This is a genomic window from Bacillus sp. B19-2 (assembly GCF_022832475.1).
Lineage (GTDB): Bacteria > Bacillota > Bacilli > Bacillales > Bacillaceae > Bacillus > Bacillus paralicheniformis.
Map to the genome: position 1 here is coordinate 332,299 of NZ_JALHKQ010000002.1, position 22,232 is coordinate 354,530.

General features: G+C 45.8%; 21 protein-coding genes. 16 read left to right on the top strand and 5 right to left on the bottom strand.

Features of this window, described 5'->3' with window-relative positions:
- Nucleotides 1-20 precede the first annotated feature (20 nt).
- The 5 genes from galE to qoxD all read left to right on the top strand — a co-directional run bounded on the left by galE (nt 21) and on the right by qoxD (nt 5,413).
- Nucleotides 21-1,010: a UDP-glucose 4-epimerase GalE gene (gene galE / locus MST20_RS08855; RefSeq protein ID WP_243941619.1), complete on the top strand. Its 990-nt coding sequence runs from the start codon at nt 21-23 to the stop codon at nt 1,008-1,010.
- 473 nt (nt 1,011-1,483) lie between these two features.
- Nucleotides 1,484-2,452 (top strand): cytochrome aa3 quinol oxidase subunit II, encoded by a 969-nt coding sequence (qoxA, locus tag MST20_RS08860; RefSeq protein WP_020453363.1) that lies wholly within the window; start codon nt 1,484-1,486, stop codon nt 2,450-2,452.
- 17 nt (nt 2,453-2,469) lie between these two features.
- Nucleotides 2,470-4,419, top strand: a complete 1,950-nt coding sequence (qoxB, locus tag MST20_RS08865; protein WP_243941621.1) for a cytochrome aa3 quinol oxidase subunit I — start codon at nt 2,470-2,472, stop codon at nt 4,417-4,419.
- Nucleotides 4,420-4,433: 14 nt separating this feature from the next.
- Entirely contained in the window at nt 4,434-5,048 is a 615-nt protein-coding gene (gene qoxC / locus MST20_RS08870; RefSeq protein WP_023856999.1) for a cytochrome aa3 quinol oxidase subunit III, read from the top strand.
- A complete protein-coding gene (qoxD, locus tag MST20_RS08875; RefSeq protein ID WP_059230872.1) occupies nt 5,048-5,413 on the top strand; it encodes a cytochrome aa3 quinol oxidase subunit IV in 366 nt (121 codons plus the stop codon). The genes qoxC and qoxD overlap by 1 nt, the downstream gene beginning before the upstream one ends.
- 303 nt (nt 5,414-5,716) lie before the next feature.
- On the opposite strand, the gene MST20_RS21360 is transcribed toward qoxD, so the two are convergent.
- Nucleotides 5,717-5,833 carry a lariocidin family lasso peptide gene (locus tag MST20_RS21360; protein WP_423734433.1) on the bottom strand — a complete coding sequence of 39 codons (117 nt, stop codon included), beginning with the start codon at nt 5,831-5,833 and terminating at the stop codon, nt 5,717-5,719.
- A 171-nt stretch (nt 5,834-6,004) separates the two neighbouring features.
- Here MST20_RS21360 and MST20_RS08880 point away from each other — a divergent pair, with 171 nt between their 5' ends.
- The 8 genes from MST20_RS08880 (at nt 6,005) to MST20_RS08915 (ending at nt 15,186) form a co-directional block, all read left to right on the top strand.
- Nucleotides 6,005-6,637, top strand: a complete 633-nt coding sequence (locus MST20_RS08880) for a response regulator transcription factor (protein WP_020453360.1) — start codon at nt 6,005-6,007, stop codon at nt 6,635-6,637.
- Nucleotides 6,638-6,998: 361 nt separating this feature from the next.
- Nucleotides 6,999-7,271 (top strand): PqqD family peptide modification chaperone, encoded by a 273-nt coding sequence (locus MST20_RS08885; RefSeq protein ID WP_003186189.1) that lies wholly within the window; start codon nt 6,999-7,001, stop codon nt 7,269-7,271.
- Nucleotides 7,271-7,735, top strand: a complete 465-nt coding sequence (locus tag MST20_RS08890) for a lasso peptide biosynthesis B2 protein (RefSeq protein WP_165428356.1) — start codon at nt 7,271-7,273, stop codon at nt 7,733-7,735. The genes MST20_RS08885 and MST20_RS08890 overlap by 1 nt, the downstream gene beginning before the upstream one ends.
- Entirely contained in the window at nt 7,732-9,732 is a 2,001-nt protein-coding gene (locus MST20_RS08895) for an asparagine synthase-related protein (protein ID WP_243941623.1), read from the top strand. The genes MST20_RS08890 and MST20_RS08895 overlap by 4 nt, the downstream gene beginning before the upstream one ends.
- 42 nt (nt 9,733-9,774) lie before the next feature.
- Nucleotides 9,775-11,700, top strand: coding sequence for an ABC transporter ATP-binding protein (locus tag MST20_RS08900; RefSeq protein WP_243941625.1), 1,926 nt, complete (start codon nt 9,775-9,777; stop codon nt 11,698-11,700).
- On the top strand, nt 11,694-13,502 hold the full coding sequence (locus tag MST20_RS08905; RefSeq protein ID WP_243941627.1) for an ABC transporter ATP-binding protein: 1,809 nt from the start codon (nt 11,694-11,696) through the stop codon (nt 13,500-13,502). The genes MST20_RS08900 and MST20_RS08905 overlap by 7 nt, the downstream gene beginning before the upstream one ends.
- Before the next feature lie 11 nt (nt 13,503-13,513).
- Nucleotides 13,514-13,969 carry a GNAT family N-acetyltransferase gene (locus MST20_RS08910; protein ID WP_243941630.1) on the top strand — a complete coding sequence of 152 codons (456 nt, stop codon included), beginning with the start codon at nt 13,514-13,516 and terminating at the stop codon, nt 13,967-13,969.
- Nucleotides 13,970-13,986: 17 nt separating this feature from the next.
- A complete protein-coding gene (locus tag MST20_RS08915) occupies nt 13,987-15,186 on the top strand; it encodes a clostripain-related cysteine peptidase (RefSeq protein WP_165428351.1) in 1,200 nt (399 codons plus the stop codon).
- A 49-nt stretch (nt 15,187-15,235) separates the two neighbouring features.
- On the opposite strand, the gene ywcE is transcribed toward MST20_RS08915, so the two are convergent.
- Nucleotides 15,236-15,496, bottom strand: coding sequence for a spore morphogenesis/germination protein YwcE (gene ywcE, locus MST20_RS08920; protein WP_020453353.1), 261 nt, complete (start codon nt 15,494-15,496; stop codon nt 15,236-15,238).
- 321 nt (nt 15,497-15,817) lie between these two features.
- Complete coding sequence (locus tag MST20_RS08925) at nt 15,818-17,173, bottom strand: YjiH family protein (protein ID WP_243941632.1); 1,356 nt, start codon at nt 17,171-17,173, stop codon at nt 15,818-15,820.
- A 279-nt stretch (nt 17,174-17,452) separates the two neighbouring features.
- Here MST20_RS08925 and MST20_RS08930 point away from each other — a divergent pair, with 279 nt between their 5' ends.
- A complete protein-coding gene (locus MST20_RS08930) occupies nt 17,453-18,637 on the top strand; it encodes an FtsW/RodA/SpoVE family cell cycle protein (protein WP_243941634.1) in 1,185 nt (394 codons plus the stop codon).
- A 111-nt stretch (nt 18,638-18,748) separates the two neighbouring features.
- Nucleotides 18,749-19,918 (top strand): FtsW/RodA/SpoVE family cell cycle protein, encoded by a 1,170-nt coding sequence (locus MST20_RS08935; RefSeq protein WP_243941636.1) that lies wholly within the window; start codon nt 18,749-18,751, stop codon nt 19,916-19,918.
- 26 nt (nt 19,919-19,944) lie between these two features.
- Here MST20_RS08935 and MST20_RS08940 read toward each other — a convergent pair whose 3' ends face one another.
- A complete protein-coding gene (locus tag MST20_RS08940) occupies nt 19,945-21,120 on the bottom strand; it encodes an amidohydrolase (protein ID WP_347880861.1) in 1,176 nt (391 codons plus the stop codon).
- Between the two features lie 144 nt (nt 21,121-21,264).
- On the opposite strand from MST20_RS08940, the gene nfsA reads away from it, so the two are divergent.
- A complete protein-coding gene (nfsA, locus tag MST20_RS08945) occupies nt 21,265-22,014 on the top strand; it encodes an oxygen-insensitive NADPH nitroreductase (RefSeq protein WP_243941640.1) in 750 nt (249 codons plus the stop codon).
- Between the two features lie 28 nt (nt 22,015-22,042).
- Here the strand turns inward: nfsA and MST20_RS08950 are convergent, their stop codons facing one another.
- Nucleotides 22,043-22,180 (bottom strand): hypothetical protein, encoded by a 138-nt coding sequence (locus tag MST20_RS08950; RefSeq protein WP_243941643.1) that lies wholly within the window; start codon nt 22,178-22,180, stop codon nt 22,043-22,045.
- Between the last annotated feature and the right edge of the window lie 52 nt (nt 22,181-22,232).

Genomic DNA, 22,232 nt, shown 5'->3' on the forward strand with positions numbered 1-22,232 from the left:
GCTGAAAGGAGAGAAATCAATTGGCAATATTAGTATGCGGAGGGGCGGGCTATATTGGAAGCCATGCTGTAGCGGAACTGTTAAGCCGCAATGAAGAAGTCGTGATTATTGATAACCTGCAAACTGGACATGAAGAGGCGGCTTTAAAGGGAGCTTCTTTCTATAATGGAGATCTGCGTGATGAAGCATTCCTGAGAAAAGTGTTTCAGGAAAACGAGATTGAGGCTGTCATGCATTTCGCGGCCGATTCATTGGTTGGAGAAAGCGTAACAGATCCTCTCAAATATTATGACAACAATGTTTACGGAGCCGTTTGCCTGTTAAAGGTCATGAAAGAGTTCGATGTGAAGCAAATTGTCTTCTCATCAACGGCTGCAACATACGGAGAACCGGATCGTGTGCCGATTATGGAAACAGATCCGACGGATCCGACAAACCCGTACGGGGAAACGAAGCTTGCCATTGAAAAAATGCTGAAGTGGTCTGAAAAAGCATACGGAATCCGTCATGTCGTCCTTCGCTACTTTAATGTTGCCGGGGCGCATGTAGACGGATTGGTCGGCGAGGATCACCAGCCTGAAACGCACCTGATCCCGATCATCCTTCAAGTCGCGCTTGGCAAACGGGACAAGATTATGATTTTCGGCGACGACTATCCGACTCCGGATGGCACGTGCATCAGAGACTACATCCATGTGATGGACCTGGTCGACGCGCATATCCTCGCTGTCGAAAGGCTTCGAAAGGGCGGAGAAAGCACCGTATACAATCTCGGAAACGGCACGGGCTTCTCGGTCAAAGAAGTCGTTGAAACAGCCCGGAAAGTGACAGGCTGCACGATACCGGCAGAGGTTGCAGAGCGGCGTGCAGGAGACCCGGCACAGCTGATCGCCTCTTCGGAAAAAGCAGTGAAAGAACTGGGATGGCAGCCGAAATACGCCGAGCTGGAAACGATCATTGACAGCGCGTGGAAGTGGTTTAAAGCACATCCGAACGGCTATCAAAGCTAGAATGCGATGACGCTTATTAAATAGGATGAAAAAGAGCTTTCAGTTACAGAAGGAAGCTCTTTTTTTGATGTTTTGAAGTTTAAAGCGTGTTGTCAACAGGGAAAAGGAATGGGGGAAGATAATGATTCACTATGAAAAAATTTAACAATGTTAAATTAATCATTGACCAAAGTTTTTTATTGTGGTAAACCTAAATTTGACAGATTTTTTGTTCCGGAGGGATTTGTCAGCTCTTGCTATGTGTGTAAAAAGAACTAAAAAATTACCAGTCTATTTCCTTCGTTATTCATAATATCATGAACAAATTTTGACGATTTTGTGACATTCGGGTGAAAAAAAGGTGAACAATCGAAAAAAATAAGGCTAATTGGTGAAGATTTTGATAGCATAGCAAGGTAGAAGAAAAAAGTTTTTCAGAATCCTTTTATCTTAGATATTCTGACCAAATTTTAGACATCATTTAAGGAAGGATGGTGATCCTCTTGTTCAGAGCATTTAAACCACTGATTATGCTGACTCTGCTTTCCTCCGTTTTTTTATTGGGCGGCTGCAGTCAAATCGCGGTATTGGATCCTAAAGGACCAGTTGCTTCGCAGCAAAGAGATCTTATTCTATTATCGATTGGATTTATGCTGTTTATCGTAGCGGTCGTATTTGTCCTTTTCACTGTGATGATTGTGAAATACCGTGAGCGTAAAGACAGAAAGTCTCCTTACAGCCCGGAAGTAGAAGGCAATACATTTTTAGAAATCGTCTGGACAGTGGTTCCGATTTTAATTGTTATTGCGCTGTCAGTGCCGACAGTTCAAACAATTTATTCTCTAGAAGAGGCTCCAAAAGCATCAAAGGACAAGGAACCTTTGGTCGTATATGCAACATCTGTCGATTGGAAATGGGTATTCAGCTACCCGGAACAGGATATCGAAACGGTCAACTATTTGAATATCCCGACAGACAGACCGATCTTGTTTAAAATCTCATCTGCCGACTCTATGGCATCACTGTGGATTCCGCAGCTTGGCGGGCAAAAATATGCCATGTCCGGAATGGAAATGGAGCAATATTTGCAGGCAGACCATGAGGGTACTTATAAAGGCCGAAATGCAAACTTCACAGGTGAAGGTTTTGCAGAACAACAGTTTGATGTCAAAGCGGTATCTGAAAGCAAGTTTAACGACTGGGTGAAGAAAACGCAGAAAGAAGCTCCTAAGCTGACGAAAAGCCAGTACGATGAACTGATGCTTCCTCAGCATGCGGACGAAATGACGTTCTCATCGACACACCTGAAGTACGTTAACCACGGAAATGATGCGGAATACGCCATTAAAGCGCGCGAAAGATTGGGCTATAAACCATTGTCTCCGCATTCAAAATCAGATCCGTTTGAAAACGTGAAGACAAACAAAGATCAAAAACAATCTGAAGACCAAGATTCTCACTAGGAAAGGAGGAAGCTTGCATGAATTTGAAATGGGACGAATTCATAATTACAGGTGACCCATTAATTCTTGGAGCACAGATTTCCATTTTGCTTACATCCATTGCAATCGTATTTGTGCTGACATACTTCAAAAAATGGAAATGGCTTTGGAGAGAATGGATTACCACCGTCGATCATAAACGTTTAGGAATCATGTACCTCATTGCCGCAGTCATTATGTTTTTCCGCGGCGGTGTCGACGGGTTAATGATGCGTGCCCAGCTCACGCTTCCTAATAACGGCTTTTTAGATTCCAACCACTATAATGAAGTGTTTACGACACACGGTACGATCATGATCATTTTCATGGCGATGCCGTTTCTTATTGGATTAATGAACGTCGTCGTACCGCTCCAAATCGGTGCGCGCGATGTTGCATTCCCGTATTTGAACAACTTGAGCTTCTGGACCTTCATGGTCGGAGCGATGCTGTTTAATATTTCATTCGTCATCGGCGGATCGCCGAGTGCAGGATGGACGGCTTACATGCCGCTTGCAGGCAATGAGCTGAGTCCTGGGCCTGGGCAGAACTATTACTTGCTCGGACTTCAGATCGCGGGTATCGGTACGCTTCTCACCGGGATTAACTTTATGGTTACCATCCTGAAAATGCGTACAAAAGGCATGACCCTATGGCGGATGCCGATGTTCACTTGGACAACGCTGATCACTTGTGTGATTATCATTTTTGCCTTCCCTGTCTTGACAGTGGCTTTGGCGCTGATGACATTTGACCGCTTGTTCGGAACAGCCTTTTTCACCTTGGCGAACGGCGGTATGCCGATGCTGTGGGCGAACTTGTTCTGGATTTGGGGACATCCTGAGGTTTACATCGTGATTTTGCCTGCTTTCGGTATTTTTTCAGAAATCATTGCGACATTCGCAAGAAAGCAGCTGTTCGGCTACAAAGCAATGGTTTATTCAATTGTTGCCATTTCGGTTCTCAGCTTCGTCGTTTGGCTGCACCACTTTTTCACAATGGGCAACAGCGCGGCGGTCAACTCGTTCTTCTCAATTACGACGATGGCGATATCGGTGCCGACCGGAGTTAAAATCTTTAACTGGCTGTTGACGCTGCATCGAGGCAGAATCAAAATCACAACGCCGATGCTGTGGTCGCTTGCATTTATTCCGAACTTCGTCATCGGCGGTGTTACGGGCGTTATGCTTGCGATGGCAGCTGCGGATTATCAATATCACAACACATACTTCCTCGTATCGCACTTTCACTATGTGCTGATCGCGGGTACTGTGTTTGCATGTTTCGCCGGATTGATCTTCTGGTATCCGAAAATGTTCGGTCACAAACTGAACGAACGCATCGGAAAATGGTTCTTCTGGCTGTTCATGACGGGCTTTAACATCTGTTTCTTCCCGATGTATTTCCTTGGATTGCAAGGAATGCCTCGCCGAATTTACACATACGGAGCAGAAGACGGATGGACTGCATTGAACATGGTTGCGACATTCGGCGCATTGCTGATGGCCGCAGGATTCATCGTTCTCTGCTACAACATTTTCTACAGCTTCCGTCATTCAAAACGCGAGGAATCAGGAGATGCTTGGGGAATGGGTCGTACGCTTGAATGGGCTACATCTTCTGCGATCCCGCCGCACTATAACTTTGCGGTTCTGCCTGAGGTCACATCACCTGACGCATTTGCGCAAATGAAGGAAGACAATGTCGAGATTCATCCTGAAAGCAAGTTTAAAAAGATTCATATGCCGAGCAATTCAGGCCGTCCGTTTCTCATGTCATTATGCTTCGGATTTGCTGGATTCGGGCTTGTCTTTGAATGGTTCTGGATGGGAATCGTCGGTCTGATCGGTGTATTCCTCTGTATGATTCTTCGTTCATTTGAATATGACGACGGCTACTATGTAAGTGTTGAGGAAATAAAAGAGACTGAACGAAAGAATGCCAAGTAAAGGAGGCGGGATTGATGGAACATGCAGAACACAGCAATTCTAACGCTCCTATGGAATACCGTTCTGAAATCGGAAGGTTGAATATCCTTGGCTTTTGGATTTTTCTTGGAGCGGAGATTGCTTTATTCTCTACGTTATTTGCGACCTATGCTGTTCTTCATAACAGAACAGCGGGGGGCGTACTGCCGGCAGAACTGTTCGACGCAAAGCTCGTTTTAATCATGACGTTCCTGCTGTTAACGAGCAGTTTCACATGCGGCATCGCAGTGCATGAGATGCGCCGCGGCAGTTTGAAAGGCGTGATGATCTGGATGATCATTACCCTGTTGCTCGGTGCTGGGTTTGTCAGCTATGAGCTTTATGAGTTCAATCATTATGTACACGAAGGTGCCACTTTATCGACAAGTGCTTACTGGTCATCTTTCTTTGTTCTATTGGGAACGCACGGACTGCACGTATCGATCGGTATCTTCTGGATTATCGGCATTTTGCTTCAGACGAAAAAGCGCGGCCTAACCCCGCAAACGTCTGCTAAGCTGTTTATCTCAAGTTTGTATTGGCACTTCTTAGACGTGGTATGGATCTTCATCTTTACCGGTGTCTATTTGATAGGGTTGGTGAATGTATAATGGCAGCAAAACAATCGGCTGAACACAGCCACTTTCCTTGGAAGCATGTTGTCGGGTTCGTGTTGTCCATTGTGCTGACCTTATTGGCCTTGTGGGTGATTTATACGGATTTAAGCATGGCTGCAAAGCTGTGGATTATTTTCGGTTTTGCGATCATCCAAGCTGGACTTCAGCTCTTAATGTTTATGCATATGACTGAAAGTGACAGCGGCAAAATCCAAGTCGGGAATACGCTGTTTGCCGCATTTATTGCGGTTGCGATTATTGCCGGTTCCGTCTGGATCTTCGCTGCTCACAACTATCACGGAGACAACCCTGAGGGCGGTTCTCCAGGTGCAAAACATTCTGAGCACAGCGGACATTAATTGATTGGTAGAAGAGTGCGGATTTCAACGATCCGCACTCTTTTTTGATTGCTGTGAACGGAAAAAGAGAGAGCCTCGGGCTCTCTCTTCAGCGTGTCGACAAACCCTCGCATTCGTTGTCAGGTCTGCGCGTCGGTGCTCACGAATTCCAACATTCGCTCCGCTCCGATGCTCGGCCTTCCTAGACTGCAAGGGTTTTCAATCACGCTGAAAGGATGACAAAATCCCAAAACTAAAAGTCGTTTTGGGATTTTGTCAACAATCTGAAGAGAGAGCCTCGGGCTCTCTCTTTCTCATACACTCTTAACCGCGTTTTACGCCGCGGCCGAATTTGCCGTCGCCCGGCTTGCTCTTTTTAGAAAGAGTAACAGTCAGGAATGTACCATAGTTTTTAACTTGGGCAGTTTCCAATTTGCGCATCTGTGTCACCTCCTTATTACTTCCAGTTGATTACATATTCATGCTATCATAGAATAAAGTGGTAAAAACCACAAAAAGGCACGAAAACCCGACATCATCCTTCAATTCTATTCAGGGGGTTTTTATTGCGGTATTTGTTCGGAGGAAACTGACTTAAGGAGAGTGTTACTGATGATTCGCGTGTTGTTAGTAGACGACTACAGAGTTTTGACATCCGGAATGAAGGAAATATTAAAAAAATATAATATGGATGTCATCGTTTGCCACGAAGGAAATGAAGCTCTCGACCTCTTAAAAAATCAAGAGGTACATATAGACGTTTTTCTTTATGATTTAAAAATGCCGGGGATGAACGGGTTGGAACTGTCTCTTAAAACGCTTGAAATCGCACCACAATCCAAAATTATCATTATGTTTTCGGGAGATGAAATTCACTCATATTTTAATAAGCTGATCGAAGCCGGAGTCAAAGGGTTTATCGATAAATCGTATACAGACAGCATGATTGCTTCGAGTATTTTATTGTGTTTAAAAGGGGCTGTGTTATTTCCCGACGGCTTGCTGCAAAAACTGAGGCTCGATTCCGATCTTGCGGTGGACGAGCATTTAACAGACACAGAACTGGATATTTTGCAGAAGGTAGCCAGCGGTAAAACAAATAAAGAGATCGCAGCAGACTTACAAATGTCGACGCGCAACGTAGAGTATCACTTAAGCAAAATCTATAAAAAGCTTAAAGTAACATCGCGCTACTGCGCAGTAAAAAAAGGAACGATGCTTAATTTGATCAAGCAGAAAGCTTAAACAAGGTATATATTCGCTTTTCCCTGCAAAAGAGAGTCGATAGGCTCTCTTTTTCTTTTTTCCTCCGAATAAATCCCGTAATAATGGCCCATTGATGCAGTTGGCTAATCATGTCGGTTTTCGGTAGTTTTTTGCGGTTTTTTTAATATTGTCCTGTGATAATCTGATTCATGTGATCAGTTGGTAAATTCAGGGGTATCATCGCGTTGCAGGCTCTTTTTAAAACGCTCCAGCGCTGATAGGATAACGGCATTCGCTTGGGGAGTGGAAAGAACATCATGCATAAAGTGCTAAAAGAGAGCTTACCGGCTCTCTTCTCCTTTATCTTTCTGAAATCATGCATACCGGGGAGGTCTAACCTTTGAAAATTATTCGAAATCAAGAGACGGCGACAACCGTATTGGAGAATGAATGCATCGTCCTAAACCTGGACAACGGGCAGTATTTCGGATTGGAGGGAGCTTTAAAAGAGCTGTGGATCGAAATTGAAAATGAACGAAAGGATAAAAAAGATATTCTGATCAAGTGGCAATCGGCGTTCGATCAGACGGAGGAAGAATTGTCAGCGATTTTAAATGAGGCGATACAGGAACTGACACATCATAAGCTGATTAAAATAGAGGATAAAAGCTGATGAAAAAAAGAGCGCCTGTCAAAAATCATGAGTATTTTACAACCGTTCATGCTTTTGTACGTATGATGCTGTTAAATCATGACTTTGAAGAAGCCTATGAAAAAATTGCGATCCATCTGTTTCCGCTGTATGCGAGCGCACAGCAAAGAGGTGCTGGGCTGCTTGATACAGACGAACTGCACCGCCACGGCGAATATTTGTATTCGCTTGATGAAGACGACCATTTAGTTACTTCATGCGTTTCTATCGCATTGACAATTCAATCTATTTTATTCAGCAATGGGTCTGATGCCAGTCTCGTGATCGGTGTCAAGAAAATCGATGACAAGCTGTTTTCTCATGCTTGGGTTCAGATGGAAAACGGCAATTCAATTGACCCGAATCATAAAAATAAGAATTTAAAAGTTTTACAGACGTATAAGATGAGCGCTTATGCTGAAAGGTGGGTGTTATCTCTAGTATGAAAATATGGTTTGGAATGCAGGGAGACAACACCGTTGCATGGCAAGAGTGGGTCTCGGCCGTCAAAAAATGGGGGCGGGCGGAACAGATTCACAGCTACAGCGGCGGGATCGCAAACATGGCTGAAGCGCATATTCGATACGATGAAGCCTTTAGACCTTCGGCTCAAGCAAACCTTTTGCACCCCGTCATCTTAGACGGCTGGATCAGCGGCGGTCTTAACGCAAAATCGGATGGCACCAGAAAGATTGAACATGATGACAAGCTGTACGCGTCATTGCGGCAGGACAAAGCAGCCATGCTGTCTCACTCGCATGGCGAGTTTACAATGATGTGGTGGGAGGACAGTCTGCATAGTCTTGTTTTGGCGACGGATACATACGCAACCCGTCCGGTTTACTACTGGGTCAGTCCGAAAGGAGAATGGTTTGCAGCAAATGACATGCGCATCCTTTTGCTTGTTCACGATATTCCTTTTATCATCGATCAAGATGTGTGCAGAATGTTTCCCACTTCAGGGTTCGCTGTGGGAGAAAACGGCTTTGAAGATCGGACGTTTTTCAAAGGAATACGCAAAGTGCCTGCGGCCTCCTACGCTTTTCTCAGCAGGGATCATGCGGTTCACGTGCACAGCTATTGGGGACTTCCGCAGCTGTTAAACGAGAAAGGTCTTGCCGGAGATGCTGTTCCGCGGTTCCGGGAGCTTCTTCAGGAAGTGACAGCAGATCGTTTAAAAGATCAAAAGCATATTGTCGAATTAAGCGGCGGACTGGATTCAGCTGCCGTAACCGCCGCCGCAATCGCAGGCGGATGCAAGGAACAGCTGCTGGCCGTCAACATATCATTCGCCGATCCCGACATGATTTTAAGCCATGACAGGGACCTTGTGAAAAATATGATGCGAGATATGGACATCCCCGGCCTGATCATTCTTGGAGACGCTACAGCCAAAATTCCTAACGCGGAAATCGGGCGTGATCCGCTTTGGTTTGTAGACGGTCCTGATCCGAGAGCCAATTCACTGGTTAATGAGACTTTTACAGTGATCGCTGAGGAGTATGGTGCTTCGTCTGTCCTTACAGGTGAGGGCGGGGATTTCATTTTTAGCGGAGAAGTGTCAGTGATCGATTCTCTGCTTCGCCAGAGGCGTTTTTCTGAAATATTCCAATTGCTTCGCGAATGGTCAGGCGGCAGCGTGAAAGAGATGGTGAAGCTCGGGTTTCAATACGGAATCGCCCCTTTCATGCCTTATATCGGCGAAAAGCTCTATTATGACCTGCTGTGGTCAGATACGGAATATGAGCTGCCTGAATACTTTACTGCAGAACACCGAAAAAGAGAACGGGAGATCAATAAGGAAGATCATCTTCGCTACCGAAAAAGCCGGGAGCTCTCAGTGTGGGGGAAGAGGTTTCATTTTGACTTTTTGTGGCCGAGAGCGAGGTACATGGATGCTGTGGGTGTGACATTGCCTACGTACCATCCGTTTTTGGATCGGCGGCTGATCGAATTTTCATTTTCCGTACCGCCTGAACAGCATTTTGATGTTTTAAAAGGGCTTGAAGAACATTATGCCGGCTCTAAAATGCTTCTTCGCAAATCTTTCACCGATATCCTGCCGTCCTATGTATATAACAGATCAACGAAAACAACATATGCCCATATGGCCAGGAAAAGCTTTATGAATGACCGCAGACACGTCCTTCAGCTTTTTGAACCGGGGGAGCGCGTCTTCGTTGAAGAACTCGGTATCATTAAGCGCGATATATGGTGGAAACACTTGCTGGCTATGGCTATCCGCTCTGAAGATCCAAATAATGATCTGGGCATGGGCTATCAGTACATGAGATCTGTCATTGACTTGGAAATATGGCTCAGGGAAGCATCCAAGGGAAAGGAGCATCTTCTCGATCGGAGCCGTCCGGGAAAACCAAGGGTCATGGCTGATATCGAAACCGTCAATACGCCGGAGAAAGCCAAAATATACTCGTATCAATGACCACAATAGGTAAAGAAAATGAAGGTGAAGCATGTGTGGAAGATGAAGCATATCCAAGAGCCGCTGGAAACGGCGGGCCTGCTTGGAAAAATGGTCTGGAAATCCGGCCCGCGGCTGATGATTTGCATGGTTTTCTTTATGCTGATCGAGGCCGGAGCCCCTTTAATCCAATTGTACGCTTCAAAGCAAATGATCGACGGCATTGTCGAGCAGGAAGCCGTCATCCATGCGGAAATATGGGCTGTCATTTATGCGGGAAGCTTAATCATGATCAGTGTCGTTAAATCATTGGAAAAATGGGTAAAGGCCATGCTTTCTGAGAGATCGATGATCACAGTCAACAGTTTGTTAATCGACGCTTTTGACAGCATTCCGGGGATGCGTTTTTTTGAGGATCCAAAATACAGGGACCGGCTGGAAACGCTGCGGGATCGTTCGACATGGCTTCCTTCCCAATTCATTAATATCAGTTCCAACTTGGTGACTGCCATTATGTCTTTGGCGGGCGTCGTTTTGATCATCGCCTATCTGTCGCCCGTCCTTGCTTTCATCCTTATTTTATCTACCGCTCCATTCGCTTTTGTCCATAATCATTATAATGAATTGGAGTGGGAATATCACAAGGATTACGCCCCTGTCAGAAGGAGAGCCGCATATGCGCGCCACATTCTGCTCGGGAGACGATCCGCTAAAGAAGTACGCCTGTTTGGCCTGGGGTCTTTCTTTCTTGATTTATATCAATCTGCGTTTAAAGGCTTATATTCTGTGCTGCGGAACATTCAGATCAGAAGTGCACGCTGGTCGGTTTTAACGGGTTTCTTATCTGGGGCGGGAACGGGTTTGGGGTACTTTTGGATTCTGTCCCAATCCCATTCAAGCAGTTTTTCTGTGGGGGATATATCGCTGTACTTGGGAGCTGTGTTTCAATTATCAACGGCTCTCCGGGATATCGCCAAAGAAGGTGCAGACACGTTGGAGATATGGAGAATGGGAAGAGACTTTTTTCTTTTTATGAACGCTGAAAAGGATATCAGGCTTCCTTCCAATGGCGAATCTCTCGAAGAAGAAGGACCTCTGGCAGTCGAATTCAAAAATGTAACCTTCCGCTATCCTTTCAGAGAAGCGGCTGCGTGCACCCAGGTAAATGAAGCTGATGCGAATGAGGAAGATTTGGATATGTTCGATGAGCTTGGGGATGAAGAGCTGGGGGAACACGACAAGCAGCCTGAATCAGATGACATGGGTACAGGCGATGTTCTGAATCGAATCAGCTTTTCAGTATCACCGGGCGAAAGAATTGCCATTGTAGGGGCGAATGGATCAGGGAAAACAACGCTCATCAAACTGCTCTGCCGTTTTTATGAATATGATGAGGGTGAGATTAAAGTGAACGGCAAAGACATCCGCCAGGTTGATCTTCAAGAGCTGAGAAACAGGATGGCGGTCGTGTTTCAGGAGTTTGGCAAGTACGAATTGTCATTCCGGCACAATATCGCGATAGGCCGCACGGAAGCTTTAGGTGATGAGGAAAAAATTCGCGCCTCAGCCCGGGCTGCCAAGCTGGAACCGATCATCGAGGATTTGCCTGAAGGGCTGGAAACGATGATCGGTCCTGAATGGGGTGGTACCGATTTTTCTGGAGGCCAATGGCAGCGGATTGCTTTAGCCAGATCGTTTATGAAAGATGCCGGACTTGTCATATTGGACGAGCCTGCTGCAGCCTTGGATATTCGGGCTGAGTATGATATTTTCCGGCAGTTTCACAGCTTCACAGAGGGGAAAACGGTGATCATGATTTCCCACCGGTTCAGTACGGTAAAAATGGCCGACCGCATACTGGTTTTGAAAAACGGAAGAATCGCGGAAGAGGGAAGCCATCAGGAACTCATGGACAAAAACGGTGAATACAGCAGAATGTTCCGCATGCAGGCCAAATCGTTTCAGGGGAGGGACGAGGTATATTGCTGAAGTTTCATTCATTTTTCAAAAAGCTGCCTCAAACCGCTTCCATCATATTTTACGGTTTAACGTTGTTTTGGCGCTGCGACCCTTTTAAGTCGGCGGTTCTGTTTTTGATCACTTTGCTGGGTGCTATGCTCGGGCCGCTCCTCGTCTGGCTGAGCGCAGAGGTGATCGATGAGATTGCACGGGCGCCGTTTGAGCTGTCTTCTTGGAATACACTGGTCTGGGCGGCCTTTGCATACATTGCTTTTACACTGATCGTAGATGCCCTTCAGCCTGTGGCCGAAATGCAGAAAAGGCTCCTTACCGCCAAGCTCGAAGCTTATCTTGATGAAATGCTCATGAAAAAGGCCATTTCCATTCCTGATATCGCGGCTTTTGAAGACGCATCTTTTCATACCAATACACAAATCATCCGCTATAATGAATATTTTGTCACGATGTGGGTATCCATCGTGTCTCAAACCTTTGGCGGAATGGTGATGATTGCAGCCAGCAGTTTACTGATTGGCATGTCTGCACCTTGGGTGCCGCTGTTATTTCTCATATTGGCTGTTCCAAAGCTGTACTGGGAGGCGAAATTAAACAACGCGACCTTTGAAGGACGGAAAGAGGTTCAGGAACTGAGGCGGCGCGCGGAATATTATGCAGGTGTCCCTCTCATGTCTGAAACAGCCGGAGAGGTTAAGATATACAATCTTGTTCCTTTTTTTAAATCTTTTTATAAAAATACCTCGATGGAGCTCCTCCATACGCTGTCCAACGATCAAAAAAAACTGGCGCTGTATCAGCTGTTCTGGTCAGTATTACAATCTTTGGCCGCAGGTGCCGTCCTGATTTACATCGTGCACCAGGCTTTTTATGGTCGGTTGTCCATCGGGGATGTGATGCTGTTTATCGGGGCAGCGGTTCAGTTCAACGAAGGAATCAATGAAATGTTCGCTGCGTTTGCGATCGGTGCAAGAGAAACGAGGCATCTGGGAAATGTTCATTCTTTTTTAAACAGCAAAAATACCATGGAAAATGGGGATACCGCTCCAGCTGCTCAAAAGCAAAAAGGATTTACATGTGATCAAGTGGAATTTTCTTATGATGGAACCAAAACGGTCCTTGATATTCGTAAGCTCGATATTCCATTGAATAAGACAACCGTTCTCGTAGGAGAAAACGGATCAGGCAAAAGCACGCTCGTTAAATTGCTCCTGCGTTATTTTGATCCCAATCAAGGCACGATCTCGTATAACGGTTTACCGCTTCATAAGTATGATATTGAGCATTACCGGTCAAGTGCCGCGGCTGTGTTTCAGGATTTTTTGCGGTATGAAATGACATTGAAATACAATATCGGTTTGGGCGACATTTCTTCTTGCACCGACTTGGCTAAAGTAAAAAGTGCCTCGGCCTTCGGCGGAGTGGATCAGTTTTTGCATAAGCTTGAAAATGGTTATGAAACAGAGCTTGGCAGACTGTTCGGCGGCAGGAATTTGTCGGGGGGAGAATGGCAGCGGGTCGCCATATCCCGCGCGTTTATGCGGGACGAGTCTGCCGACATCTTGATATTTGATGAACCTTCCTCCGCTCTGGATGTATTTATTGAAGAAGAGATATTTGATAAGCTGCAAAAGCTGACGCGAGGCAAAACAGTCATTATCGTCTCGCACCGGTTAAGCACGGCCCGTTTTGCCGACCACATCGTATTTTTAGAAAAAGGAAGGGTAGCGGAGGCCGGTACCCACCAAGAATTGATGAAAAATCAGGCACAGTATGCAGAGCTGTATCGCATGCAGGCTGAAAAATACGCGCAGTAAAGGAGCAAACAATGAGCAATATAGAAGAACTTCGTCTGTTTCGAAAAGAAGATATTGAATGGCTGCAGACCTGGTTTGAGGATGCAGAAGTGAAAAGGCGGCTGGAAGGGATGATGCCGCTTGACGAGTGGTTCAATTTTGCAGACGGGAATAAAAACTACCGGGTATGGGCGGCTTTAAAGGAAGGCAAGCCCGTCGGTGCTGTCATGGTTGAAGTTGAGGAAGATTCGACTGGGAACATCGCTCTTTTAGTCGATCCGTTGTTGCGTGGAGGGGGATACGGAAAAGCGCTCATCAATAGAACGATGGCATTACCGGAAATGAGCCGGATCAACAAATGGTTTGCCGGAATTGAAGAGGATAACAAAAGTTGCTTAGCGTGCTTCCGATCAGTCGGATATTCATTGGAACACGATCAGCCGGATGAGGACGGCTACTACTCTCTGATTTATTTCCCGGAATCTTAAATAAGGAGCGTAAGACGATGAACCTGATCAAATGGATTGTTTTTTCCGTTGTTTCAGTCGCCTTTTTTCAGCCGGCATCAGCTGCTCTATTAAAAGAAAAGGATGACTATACCATTCTTGTATATATGATTGGATCTGACATGGAAAGCGATTTTCATATGGCAAGCGATGATATTCAGGAAATGATGGATGCCGGTTCATCTTCAAACGTCAATGTCGTTCTTCAGACAGGGGGAGCTAAGAAATGGGCGAACCCGTCAATCAGTCACAAGGTGAATCAGAGGTGGAAAGTCGAACATCAGAAGCTGGCGCCCCTCGAAAATATCGGGAAGACAAACATGGACAGTCCCGGCTCCGTCACAGACTTTATCACATGGGGAGTCAAAACATACCCGGCTAAAAAATATGTATTGATCTTCTGGGGGCATGGGCTTGGCTCCGTTGACGGCTACGGGGGAGACGAAAACTTCGGCAATAAAAAAATGAAAATAAGCGAGCTCCAGTCGGGAATCAAAAAGGCCTATGAACATACGAAGCAAAAGTTTGATTTAATCGGTTTTGACAACTGTAAAATGGCCGGAATTGAAACGGCATATGCCTTAAAGGATTATGGAAAATACATGCTGGCTTCAGTCGACTATACGAATCAAAATGGCTGGGATTACAAAAGGGCGCTGCAGTCTGTTCAAGACGACCCTTCAATCGATCCGAAAGAGCTTGGCAGGGAAATCGCGGCAGGCTACATACAGCAGTCAAAAGAAAACGGTGAAACAGAAGACCTGCAGCAGTCTATCATTCAATTGAACCGCGTCAAAGACGCTGTCGATGCCCTCGACAGATTGAGCTTAAGCATGAACCGGGCATTGAAAGAGCCGGATGGAAAGCGCCTGCTCCACTACGCACGCCTCGCTGCCGAAGATTATGCAGATGAATCGGATATGGTTGATTTGGCTGATTTGTCAAGCTTGATCGGTCAGCAGATCGGAGCCGAAAAAGAAGCGAAAGAGGTCGTAAAATCCGTCAAAAAGGCTGTCATCATGAACATCAAGTCTCCGGAGCACCCGAGAGGAAGCGGTATGTCCGTTTATTATCCGGCCAGAGACAACCAAAAGCGGTTTGCGGAAAAATCAAACATATACAACCTGCTTGATTTCAGCGGCCGGTATCAAACATTCATCAAAGATTACTCCCATTCAGCTTTTAACTTTGATCTATAATGGTGTCTCTTACAGCAAAAAAAGCGCCGGCTAAAAACCGGCACTTTTTTTATCGGCTCATGTGCTTTCGAATCAATGGAAGTCCGTAAATGATGAAAGCGGCGACATGGGCGATGACAACGTTGAGAATAAAGAGTACGATCATGAGAGAGTGTCCTGTAGGAGAAAGGCTGCTGGTCATATAGAAAAAGAAGAATACCCACATTAAAATGATTGGCGGAATAGAAGAAATCGCGACCTTTTTGTTGTCCAGCCATAAAAATAAAGGAGTGGCGCTTGCAATCAGCAAGTAAGCGAAAAACATATCCATGCGTTTTCAGCCCCTTTCAATAATGATAGCGCTGCCAAAAAAGCGGAATAAAACGACAATTGTGTCTAATTGGAGAATATTTTGTGAACATTCTGTTACATTTATTATACCACGTTCTTCGAAAAATGATACATACTGGAAAGCATTTTCCGCTCCAACTATCGTCTCAATTTTCGCGGTGATTCAGTAGGACATAAAGGGTGAAAGGGAAAAGAAGTAGACAGGCTGGACCGCACGATAAGGCCGCAGCCCACTTGGATCAACGATTTTTTCTAAACAAAAAAGGCCCTCGGCATTTGGCGCCGGGAGCCTTTTATTTGTCTAAAAAATAAAGTGGGCACACAATACAATGACAGGCAGCGTAATCAGCGTCCGAACGAGAAAAATCAAGACGAGGTCAAGGAATGTCACCGGGATTTTGGAACCGAGCAAAAGACCGCCGACTTCCGACATGTAGATTAATTGTGTAACAGATACACAGGCGATGATGAACCTGGTCATTTCACTTTCAATCCCGCTTCCGAGCACAGATGGCAGGAACATGTCGGCGAACCCGACGACAAGCGTTTGTGAGGCCTCGGCGGCTTCAGGAACCTGCAGCAGTTCGAGAAGGGGGATGAACGGCAGGCCGAGCCATTTGAAAACCGGCGTATATTCAGCGACAATCAGTGCGGCTGTGCCGAGCGCCATGACGACGGGAGCGACGCCCATCCACATATCGAGCACGTTTTTGGCTCCGTCCTGCAAGAAATCTTTGACGCTTGTATTTTGTTTTGCTTTTGCGACAGCCCGGCTGAGTCCCCATTGGAACGGAGTGTATCCTTCGGGAATCTCCTCTTGATCCTGATCCGCTTGGTCTGTAATATAAGTATCAGCCTTTCTTGATAAAGGCGGAATCCGCGGGCTGATCACCGCAGCTGCGGCACCCGCCAGCAAAATCGTCAAATAAAACGGAACGAACATATGAGCAAGGTTAACCTGTGAAATAATCACGAGGCAAAACGTGATGGAGACGACTGAGAAAGTCGTGCCGATGACGGCGGCCTCACGCTTCGTGTAGAACCCTTCTTCATACTGTTTGCTTGTCAGGAGCACGCCGATCGTGCCGTCGCCGAGCCATGAAGCCATACAATCGATCGATGACCGTCCCGGCAGCTTAAAGACAGGCCTCATCAGCTTTTTCATCAAAGCGCCGCACAGCTCAAGCAAGCCGAAGTTCAACAGAAATGGCAGAAACAGGCCTGCAAATAAAAAAACGGAGAAAAGAACGGGAAGCAGGCTGAATAATAATGTTCCGCCCGTACTCTTGGCATATACCGCTTCAGGGCCGATCTTAAAGTATGCCATCACTGCGAAAATCATGCCGAACAGGCGGACGATATACCAAAATAAAGATACATTCAGCAAGTTATAGAAAAACTCGCTTTTTTTAATGAAAGCCGGATGAAAGGTTTTGGTGATAAAGGTTAAGATAAATGTTGCGGTTACGATGACCGTCATGATCAACGGCAATTGCTGCTGAAGCAGCTTCTGCAATGCATTCGAAAAAACAGCAATAGGAATCGTTAAATTTCCTTCAATTTTAACGGGAATCATAAACAGAATGATTCCGATCAGCGAAGGGACCAAAAATTTTATGAGATCAAGCCGTTTACGCTTTTGAAGTGCTTTATCCAAAATGAAAAACTCCTTATGAATTGGTGATTCTGTACCGCTTCTGCCGAAGGCAAAAGTTTAATTTTATGCAACATTACTCATTTTAATACAAATCAATCAAAAATCAATGAATTTATCACATTCGACAATAGTTGGAAAAATCCTTTAAAATAGAATCGGAATTTGTTCGCAATAAAATCGAAACATTTTCTTCTTTTGTACGTCATATCATTTGTGAGGAAGCGGATGCCGTCTTCCTGCATGATTTCATCGTGTCATATTATAAGGGCGGGATTTCGAATGAGTCAGAAAAAGAATATTACAAATCCCTTTTATCAGGGGGATTTGATTTTTGTCTATATTGTCTTTTTTATCATAAGCGTTGTGGCTGTGTACGCCGCTCAGCAGTTTAATCAATATAATGAACCCTTTGCGATGAAACAGTCCCTTTACTATTTGCTGGGAGCCTTTATCATCATCGTGTTTCTTTATTTTGATTTGGAGCAGCTTGAAAAGCTCAGCTTTTATTTTTATCTGCTCGGCATTTTGATGCTGATCGTGTTAAAGTTCAGTCCGGCTTATATCGGATCATACAGATTTGCACCGGTCATCAACGGTGCAAAAAGCTGGTTTATGCTTCCCGGGTTTACGCTGCAGCCGTCGGAATTCATGAAAATCGGGCTGATCATGTATTTGGCTTCCTTCATGTCGAAAAACGGGCCTGTCGGAAAGCGTACGTTGAAAGAAGACTGCATCTTTCTGCTGAAAATCGCCGGTATTATCATTGTTCCGTTCGGCTTGATTTTAGAACAGGATACGGGTACAGCCGGGATTGTCGCGTTTGTCATTCTTGTGATGGTATTTCTGTCGGGCGTGAACTGGAAATTGATTTCTCTTATCTTTGGAACGGGTCTTACAGCCATTGTTTTGATTTTGTTTGTCATTATCAAATTTCCCGATGTCGCGGGAGCATTCGGGGTTGAACAATACCAAATCAACCGCGTCATGACCTGGGTCAATCCGAGCGAACAGAATGCCGACGATAAAATGCAGGTCGAAAGGGCGCAGCTGGCGATCGGTTCGGGAAAAGTATACGGAAATGGTGTAAGCGATCTTCAAGTCTATGTACCAGAGGCGCAAACAGACTTTATTTTTGCCGTCATCGGCGAGAGCTTCGGGTTTGTCGGATGCACGTTTGTTGTCATTATGTTTTTCTTCTTAATTTACCGGCTTGTCGTGCTCATCGACCGAATACATCCGTTCAGCAGGTTTGCCTCATTTTTCTGTGCGGGCTTTACCGCTTTAATTGTCATTCATACCTTTCAAAATATCGGAATGAATATCGGCATTATGCCCGTGACCGGCGTCCCGCTGCTTTTGGTCAGCTATGGAGGCAGCTCAGTCGTAGCAACCTTGATCGGCTTCGCGGTTGTCTACAATTCAAGCTGCCAGTTAACAAAGTATCAAAGCTATATGTTCAAATAACAGCCTGATGAATACAGGCTGTTATTTTATTCACCCTTTTTCACAATGTGAACGGTTGTTCATGCTATAATGAAAGTTAGTGCTTTTGATGAAGAAATAAGGCGGGGTATAATGAGCCAGAAGAAAAATACGACAAGTCCCTATTATCAGGGAGATTTGATTTTTATATTAGCGATGTTCTTTTTGATCAGTGTGATCGCTGTTTACGCTGCAGAGCCGTCTTTTTCACTGAAGGGTTATCCGGCCAAGCAATTGTTCTTTTATCTGCTCGGCATGTCGGTGATCGTCGGCTTTCTCTATTTTGATCTGGAGCAGCTTGAAAAATTCAGCATATACATATATCTATTCGGCATTTTGTCATTGATCGTCTTAAAGTTCAGTCCAACGTCGATCGCACCGATTATCAAAGGAGCGAAAAGCTGGTTTCAATTTGGTTCGGTCACACTGCAGCCGTCGGAATTTATGAAAATCGGCCTGATTATGATGCTGGCTTCGGTGATTTCCAAAGCAAGTCCGAAAGGCTCGCGCTCGATGCAGGAGGATGTTCACCTTTTGCTGAAAATCGCAGGGGTATCTGCAGTTCCGGTCGGTTTGATTTTAATGCAGGATGCGGGTACGGCCGGTATATGCATGTTCTTTGTCGCCGTTATGGTGTTTTTATCAGGTGTGAACTGGAAGCTGATTTCGATTGTGGCGGGGTCAGGAATCGCCCTCGTACTGCTCGTTCTGTTTTTGGTGATCAATTTTCCGGAGTTTTCGAAGGATACGCTGCATATCCAGCAATACCAGATCAACCGGGTGATGACATGGGTCGATTCGAGCCAGCAGGACGCGAACGATACGTATCAGACCGAAAAGGCCGTTACGGCGATCGGCTCTGGAGAAATCTTCGGAACGGGCATGAACAATTTGAAAGTAAACGTTCCTGAAGGCCAAACCGATTTCATCTTTGCCGTCATCGGGGAGAGTTTCGGCTTTATTGGCTGTACTTTTGTCGTCATCCTGTTTTTCCTTTTCATTTACCGGCTTGTCGTGCTGATCGATAAGATACACCCGTACAACAAGTTTGCGTCATTTTTCTGTGTTGGGTATACGGCGCTGATCGTCATCCATACATTCCAAAATATCGGAATGAACGTCGGACTGATGCCGGTTACGGGCGTTCCCCTTCTATTCATCAGCTACGGAGGGAGCTCTGTGTTGTCTGCTTTGATCGGCTATGCGATCGTTTATAACGCCAGCTGCCAGCTGACAAAATATAAAGGCTATATGTTTAAGTGAAAAAAGACAGCCGAATCAGGCTGTCTTTAGTCTTGGTTTAAAAATGCGAGAGCCGCCGACACAAGAACTTTCGCCGCGTTCAGCATGCCTTTTTCATCGATGTCAAACATCGGGTGATGGTGCGGGTAAACGGCTTCAGTCTGCGGATTACCCGCGCCGGTAAAAAAGAATGATCCAGGGACATGTTCAAGATAATAAGAGAAATCTTCGCCGATCATATTCGGTTCGAGTTCGATGACGGTTTCAGGGCCGACGATTCGTTTTGCACATTGGCGGACGATGTCCGTTTCTTTTTCATGGTTGACGACAGGCGGGTAGCCTTTCTCATAATCGAGTGAAAACGAAGCGCCGTTGCTGTCGCAGACGCCCTTGATGACGCGCTCCATCTCGGCGATGATCGTCTCTTGGACATGCTTTGAAAAGGTGCGGACCGTTCCTTCGATGACCGCTTCTTCGGCGATGACATTAAACGCCTGGCCTGAATGAAATGTTCCGATCGACAAGACGGCTGCTTCCGTCGGATCGATTCTGCGGCTGACGATTTGCTGGAGATGGTTGACGACCGAGGCTCCTGTGATTAAAGCGTCTGTTGTTAAGTGAGGAGCGCCTCCGTGTCCGCCCCGCCCGGATATCGTGACTTTAAATTTATCAGCGGCTGCCATCATCGGGCCTGATGTAACACCGACTTGACCGACGGGCATCGGAGCCCAGATGTGGGTGCCGAAAATGGCATCCACGCCTTCGAGACAGCCGGCTTCAATCATCGGCTTGGCTCCGCCTGGTGTGACCTCTTCACCGAATTGATGGATCAGCACGATATTTCCTTTCAAGTCTTTTTGGTGCTTTGCCAGGGCTTTTGCGGCTGTGAGGAGAGCCGACGTGTGGGCATCGTGTCCGCAAGCGTGCATGACGCCGGGGACAGTCGACCGGTACGGAACATTTTTTTGATCCTGTAATGGCAGAGCGTCGAAATCGGCTCTCAAGGCGACCGTCTTGCCGGGGCAGCCGCCTTTAATGTGACCGACGACCCCTTGGCCGCCGACGTTTGTTCTCACGTCAATCCCGAGGTTTTCCAAGTAATTTGGAATGGTGCGCGGTGTATTGACCTCGCGATGGGAAAGCTCCGGATATTGGTGAAAATGTCTTCTGAGTTCGATCATTTCCGGATATAATGCATCTAATTCTTCAATTACGGACTTCACCGTCATCTCCCTTTCCGCTTCAAAAATAGTAAGACGATTCTATCATTTTACCATATGAAATTGAATCCTTTTGCAGTCCGCCAAACCGTTTTGCTTTAGAGAAAAGCAGATATTGGATATGATAAAGGCTGAGGAGGTAAAAGGATGAATAAAACGATTGAAACCATTTTAAATCACCGTTCGATCAGGTCTTTTACAGATCAGCTCCTGACCGAAGAAGAGGTTCGCCTGCTTGTGGAGAGCGCTCAAAGCGCATCGACGTCAAGCTATATTCAAGCTTATTCGATCATCGGTGTCACCGACCCGGACAAGAAGCGCAAGCTTGCGGAATTGGCCGGGAATCAGCCATATGTTGAAAAAAACGGCCATCTGTTTGTATTTTGCGCAGACCTTTACCGGCATGACAAAATGGCCCGGGAAAAGGGTGTGGATATTACAGCTTCTCTTGAAGGGACGGAGACCTTTATGGTCAGCGTCATTGATGCAGCGCTTGCCGCTCAAAATATGTCAATAGCGGCCGAATCAATGGACCTCGGCATCTGCTATATCGGCGGGATTCGCAATAACTTGGACGAAGTCTCCAAGCTGCTGGAAACACCTGAATACGTTCTTCCGCTGTTCGGACTTGTCGTCGGCCATCCGGCCAACCCGTCGGCTAAAAAGCCGCGTCTGCCGCTTGATCATATTTATCATGAAAATGCCTATCAAGCGGACGATGCTGAGTTTAAAAAACATTTGTCTGCATATGACGAAACGATTTCAAACTATTATCAAAAGCGGACAGACGGCAAACGGTCTGACAAATGGACAGATCAGATCACCGGCAGCCTCAAAAACCCGCCGCGTGCGTATATGAATGAATTCGTTAAAGGAAAAGGTTTTAACAAAAGGTAAGGAACTTCCCCTCCGACTCGGAGGGGACTTATCTTGTCAGCATGTATTGAAGGAAAAGATAAAGCATCAGCCAAAAGGGAAGACTGAAAAGGATTCCGAATAAACAGCCTTTTGCAAAGCGTTCTTCTACGGCTGGCGGGTGCGTTTTTTGCTTCGTCTCATTCATCAGTATTAGGAGCTCCTTTAGGTTTTTCCATGATACTATTATTTCTTTTTGC